Annotated in this window: 2 protein-coding genes; both read left to right on the top strand. The window is 71.2% G+C overall.

Going from position 1 to position 6,020, the window contains the following annotated elements; all coding sequences use genetic code 11:
* Nucleotides 1-368 precede the first annotated feature (368 nt).
* Nucleotides 369-4,265, top strand: coding sequence for a Pls/PosA family non-ribosomal peptide synthetase (locus tag ACLQ24_RS28160; protein ID WP_425894767.1), 3,897 nt, complete (start codon nucleotides 369-371; stop codon nucleotides 4,263-4,265).
* Nucleotides 4,262-5,605, top strand: coding sequence for a M1 family metallopeptidase (locus tag ACLQ24_RS28155; protein ID WP_425894766.1), 1,344 nt, complete (start codon nucleotides 4,262-4,264; stop codon nucleotides 5,603-5,605). The genes ACLQ24_RS28160 and ACLQ24_RS28155 overlap by 4 nt, the downstream gene beginning before the upstream one ends.
* Nucleotides 5,606-6,020: the final 415 nt, after the last annotated feature.

Genomic DNA, 6,020 nt, shown 5'->3' with positions numbered 1-6,020 from the left:
ATTTGTCGAGGACCTTCCATCGACGTGTCTCGGCGTGACGTTCCGCCCCCACCCAGTTACCCGACAGTCTCTGAGCCGGCGACGGCGGGGATCTTCACGGCCGCAGACGACACGGCCGAACTGTGCGGAGGCTACCGATCCTGCACACGGCCAGAATCGGGGATCCGGCAGGTGATTGATGGCGTCCGTGCCCCGAACGGATCGCTGTGGCGGCGGACACGAAACCCTTGCTTCGCAGGCATTTCCCGGCAGGTGCGACGTAGCGTTGAGGGCTGCCCAGGGCGGGTCCGCATGCCGCACGCCTGGTTGACGCTGATCCGCTAGGTGAAGATGGTGAACGCCCGGTGCCTGTGCTGACTGATCCGCAGATGGACGCGCTTTCGTCGGAGTCGACCGCGCCGGTCGCACCTGCGGTGTTCCGATCCTCCTCGGCCCCGGCCCGCCGCACGCTGATCGACATTCTCGACGACTCGGTACGCGCGCACGGCGACGCCTCTGCTCTCGACGACGGCGCCACGGCGATGACGTACCGCGAACTGGCTGATGCGGTCGAGGTCGTACGAATGTCGGTTGCTGGGCACGGCATCGGGGTCGGCGACCGCGTGGGCGTCCGGATTTCATCGGGCACCGCCGAGCTGTACCTGGCGATCCTCGGCGTTCTCGCGGCGGGCGCGGCCTACGTGCCGGTCGACGCGGACGATCCCGAGGAACGCGCTGAGCTTGTCTTCGCCGAGGCGGGGGTCGTCGCGGTCCTCGGTGACGGGCTGGTGGTGTCACTGCGCCGTACCCCCGCCGGTCGGACCGGCCGTCCCGGCCCGGACGACGACGCCTGGATCATCTTCACCTCCGGCTCGACGGGCACCCCGAAGGGTGTGGCGGTCAGCCATGGCGCCGCCGCGGCTTTCGTGGACGCCGAGGCGCAGTTGTTCCTCGTCGACGAGGCCACTGAGGCGATCGGACCGCAGGATCGGGTCCTGGCTGGCCTGTCGGTGGCTTTCGACGCGTCCTGCGAGGAGATGTGGCTGGCGTGGCGGCACGGCGCATGTCTGGTGCCGGCCACGCGGTCGCTCGTCCGCAGCGGCGTCGACCTGGGTCCGTGGTTGGCGGAGCAGCGGATCTCGGTGGTGTCGACGGTGCCGACGCTCGCTGCGCTGTGGCCGGTCGAGGCGCTGGAGGAGGTCCGGCTGCTGATCTTCGGCGGAGAGGCCTGCCCCCCGGAGCTCGCGCAGCGCCTGGCCGTCGAGGGCCGGGAGGTCTGGAACACCTACGGACCGACCGAGGCGACGGTGGTCGCCTGCGCCGCGCGGATGACCGGCGAAGGACCGGTACGCATCGGGCTGCCGCTGGCCGGGTGGGAGCTCGCCGTGGTCGACGCCTCCGGCGCTCCGGTCGCGATGGGCGAGACCGGCGAGCTGGTGATCGGTGGGGTCGGGCTCGCTCGTTACCTGGACCCGGGCAAGGACGCCGAGAAGTTCGCGCCGCTGCCCGCGCTCGGCTGGCAGCGGGCGTACCGCAGCGGTGACATCGTCCGGGCGGAGCCGGAAGGGCTGCTGTTCGTCGGCCGCGGTGACGAGCAGGTGAAGCTCGGCGGACGCCGGATCGAGCTGGGTGAGATCGACGCCGCGCTGCAGGCGCTTCCCAACGTCGTCGGTGCCGCTGCGGCGGTGAAACGCACCGCCGCGGGCAACCAACTGTTGGTCGGGTACGTGGTTCCGCACGACGGCGTCACATTCGATGCCGCGACCGCGGCGCTGCGGATCCGTGAGCAGTTGCCGGCCGCGCTCGTGCCGCTGCTGGCCGTGGTGGATGCGCTGCCGACCCGGACGTCCGGCAAGGTGGATCGGGCGGCGCTGCCCTGGCCGTTGGCCACCCCGCGGGACACCGCGGGCGCGCTGACCGCGACGGAGGAATGGCTCGCCGGTGGTTGGGCGGAGATCCTGGGGGTACGCCCCACCGAGGCGGACGCGGACTTCTTCACCCACGGTGGCGGCAGCCTGAACGCGGCGCAACTGGTGGCATGGATCCGGCGCCGGCATCCGCGTGTCTCGGTGGCCGATATCTACCTGCACCCGAAACTGTCGCGGCTCGCGGCCGTGCTCGACGCGCTCGACACCACGGCGGCGACGCGCCGGGAGGTCCGACCGACGCCGAGGCGTGCCGGTCTGGTCCAGGCTGCGCTGATGGCACCGATGCTCGCCCTGGTCGGGCTGCGCTGGTTGACCGTTCTGGCCGCCCTTGGCAACGTGCTCACGCTGCTCGCGCCAGCACCCTGGGCACCGGTCGTGTCCTGGTGGTGGGTGGCGCTGGGCTGGCTGCTGTTGTTCAGCCCGCTGGGCCGGATCGCCCTGGCCGCCGCCGGAGCGCGACTGCTGCTGCGCGGGGTACGCCCGGGCAGCTACCCGCGCGGTGGCGGCGTGCACCTGCGCCTGTGGGCCGCCGAACGCCTCGCCGAGCTGACCGGTGCCACCAGCGTCGCCGGCGCGACCTGGATGATCACTTACGCCAGGGCCCTCGGCGCGCAGATCGGGGCCGACGTCGACCTGCACTCCGCGCCGCCGGTGACTGGCCTACTGAAGCTCGGCCGCGGCGCGGCGATCGAGCCGGAGGTCGATCTGTCCGGCCACTGGGTCGACGGCGATGTCGTCCGCATCGGCAGGGTTCGCGTCGGTGCCGACGCCCGGGTCGGATCCCGCAGCACCCTGATGCCGGGCGCTCGGATCGGCAAGGGCGCCCGCGTCGCCGCGGGCTCGACGGTGGCCGGCGCCGTACCGGCGAACCAGCATTGGGCCGGCTCCCCGGCCGCAGCCGCTGCCGCTGCCAAGGACTCGGACGGGTGGCCCGCGCAGCGCCCCGTTCGATCGCGGATGGGGGCTCGCCTCTGGCCGCTCGCGTATGGGATGACCGCCCAATTGCTGGGGCTGGTTCCGGTCGTCGCCGCTCTGCTGGCGCTCGCCCCGCTCGGCTGGACGCTTGCCGTCCGACCGACGGTCGGCGCTGTGCTGGCCGCCGTCGCGGTGGCGGCCGTCGCCTACGTCGCGGGCTACGCGCTGCTGGTTCTCGGGGCCGTCCGGGCGCTCAGCATCGGCCTGCGCGCCGGTTATCACCCGGTGCAGGGGCGGGTGGCGTGGCAGGTCTGGACGACCGAGCGGCTGATGGGGATGGCTCGGGTCGGGTTGTTCCCGCTCTACGCCAGCCTCTTCACGCCGGTGTGGTTGCGGCTGCTAGGCGCGAAGGTGGGGCGCGGGGTGGAGGCATCCACCGTGCTCGCGCTGCCGGCGATGACGACTGTCGCCGACGGGGCCTTCCTGGCCGACGACACCCTGGTCGCGACGTACGAGCTGAGCCATGGGTGGCTGCGCGTCGCCCCGGCTCGCATCGGTAAGCAGGCATTCCTCGGCAACTCCGGAATGGCGGCCCCCGGGCGTTCGGTGCCCAAGCGTGGACTTGTCGGGGTGTTGTCGTCGGCGCCGTTCAAGGCGAAGAAGGGCTCGTCGTGGCTCGGCGCCCCGCCGATGCCGCTGCGCCGGACCGTGGAAGCGGCCGACACCAGCCGCACCTTCGACCCGCCATTCCGGCTGAAGCTGGCCCGGGCCGCGATCGAGCTGTGCCGGATCGTTCCGGTGATGTGCGCCGGCGCCCTGGCGCTCGGTGTCCTGGCCGTACTCGCGTTCACGTGGCGGGCTGCCGGTTGGTGGGCGGCGGCGCTCGCCGCCGGGCCGGTGCTGCTGGCTGCGGCGATCGCCGCAGCCACCATCGCGACGGTCGCGAAGTGGCTGCTGGTCGGGCGCTTCCGGGTCGCCGAGCGCGCGCTGTGGACCTCCTTCGTATGGCGCAACGAGCTCGCCGATACGTTCGTCGAGGTCCTCGCCGCGCCGTGGCTGGTTCGTTTCGCGACCGGCACGCCGCTGCTGACGGCATGGCTGCGCACGCTCGGTGCGAAGATCGGCCGGGGCGTCTGGCTGGAGACCTACTGGCTGCCCGAGTACGACCTGGTGCGACTCGGCGACGGCGCGACGGTGAACCGCGGTTGTGTGGTGCAGACCCACCTGTTCCATGATCGTGTCATGAGCATGGACGAGGTGACACTGGACACGGGAGCCGCGCTGGGCCCGCACGGCATCGTCCTGCCGGGTGCGAGCATCGGGGCGCGGACCACTGTCGGGCCCGGTTCCCTGGTGACCCGAGGTGATGCCGTGCCGTGCGACAGCCGATGGTGGGGTAACCCGATCACCGCCTGGCCGACGCCAGCGGCACGGTCGGCATGAGTCCGACGGCGGCGTCGGCGTCGAGCGGCGCAACGCCTGGTGCCGGTCGCTCCGGCGACTCCTACCTGCCCGAGCACGGCAACGGCGGCTACCGGGTGCGGCACTACGACCTCGACCTCGACTACCGGGTCGTGTCGAACCGGCTCGCTGGCCGGGCGGACATCACCGCGGTGGCCGTGAAGTCGCTGTCGCGGTTCACTCTCGACCTCGGTCGGTTCCGCGTCCAGGAGGTCCGAGTGGACGGGCGCCCGGCGAAGTACCTGCACCGGCCGGACAAACTGCAGATCAAACCCGAGCGGCCGATCGGCGCCGGAGACACTTTCCGGGTGGAGATACGGTACGCGGGAAAGCCGGTGCCCATCTCCGGCAGGTGGGGCGAACTCGGTTGGGAGGAACTCACCGACGGGGTGCTCGTGGCCAGCCAGCCGAACGGGTCGCCGTCGTGGTTCCCGTGCGATGACCAGCCCGGCGCCAAGGCCACCTTCCGGGTGGCGGTCACGACGCCCTCCCCGTACACCGTCTTGGTGACAGGTGATCCCGTGCTCCAGCGGCGGGGGGCGGGCGGCACGACCTGGGTGTACGAGCGGCACGAGCCCACCCCGCCGTACCTGATGAGCGTCCAGATCGGACGCTACGAGGTGGTGGACCTGGCTGTCGGTGAGGTCGTGCAGCGGGCGGCGATCCCGCCCGCGCTGCGCAGAAACGTGGCCCACGACTTCGGCCGCCACGGTGAGATCATGTCTGCGCTGCAGCAGCTCTTCGGGCCGTACCCCTTCCGGGAGTACGTCGTCGTGGTCGCCGACGACGACCTCGACGATCCGGTCGAAGCCCAGGGTATGGCCGTCTTCGGTCGGAACCACGTCGACGGGCGGCGCACGCACGAGCGCCTTGTCGTGCACGAGCTGGCCCACCAGTGGTTCGGCAACAGCCTCACCGTGGCGGACTGGCGACACATCTGGCTCAACGAGGGCTTCGCCACGTACGCCGAATGGCTGTGGTCTGGCGTCTGCGGCGACCTGCCGACAGACGCCCTGGCCGCGCAGTGGTACACGTGGGTCGCGGCTCGCCCGCGCGATGTCATCGTCACGGATCCCGGCGTCGACCGGATGTTCGACCCGCTGGTCTACAAACGTGGTGCGCTCACGGTGCACGCTCTGAGGACGAGCGTCGGCGACGAGTCGTTCTTCGCGCTCCTGAGAGCGTGGGCGGCTGAGCACCGACACTCAACGGTGACGACAGAGCGGTTCCGGCTGCACGCCCAACGCTTCGCCCGCGAGCCCTTGGACAGCTTGTTCGACGCCTGGCTCGACAGCCCGACGCTGCCTCCACTACCCCGCTGAACCGACGGACGCGATCGCCCCGCGAAGCCGGATGCCGGTTCCGAAACGACTGACGCAGCCGCCTGCGGCTGGCCCGCCGGGCCGGGAACCGGCACCTCGAAGGTCAGGGCTGGAGCCACCAGGGGCTGGTGTAGGCAACTCCGACGTCGTTACACGGGTCACTGAGGGCTTCGAGATCTACACCGTGAAGTTGGGCGTGCTGGCTGATCAGCCGCAGGGGATGCCTGACCCGGAGCACCTTCTCTGATCGACACGACCCATCCGCCCTGACGAACTGCGCGGTGTCAGCGGATTCCCGATCAGAAATCCTCCGCCCCGTCGTCAGCGCTGGTAGCCCCCTAGTACGGCAGCCGTACTTCGTGATCATGGCTGAGGCGGGCGGGAACAGGACGGCCGCCGCGTGATCTTGAGTCTG

The organism is Micromonospora sp. DT4 (genome assembly GCF_049841675.1).
Taxonomy (GTDB): domain Bacteria; phylum Actinomycetota; class Actinomycetes; order Mycobacteriales; family Micromonosporaceae; genus Micromonospora.
The sequence above is the reverse complement of the archived record's forward strand: the minus strand, read 5'-3'. Positions and strand labels throughout refer to the sequence as shown.

What these genes read in the sequence shown, in the direction of transcription:
- ACLQ24_RS28160 (WP_425894767.1), top strand. Translation starts at nt 369, where the DNA reads ATGGACGCGCTTTCGTCGGAGTCGACCGCGCCGGTCGCACCTGCGGTG.
- ACLQ24_RS28155 (WP_425894766.1), top strand. Translation starts at nt 4,262, where the DNA reads ATGAGTCCGACGGCGGCGTCGGCGTCGAGCGGCGCAACGCCTGGTGCC.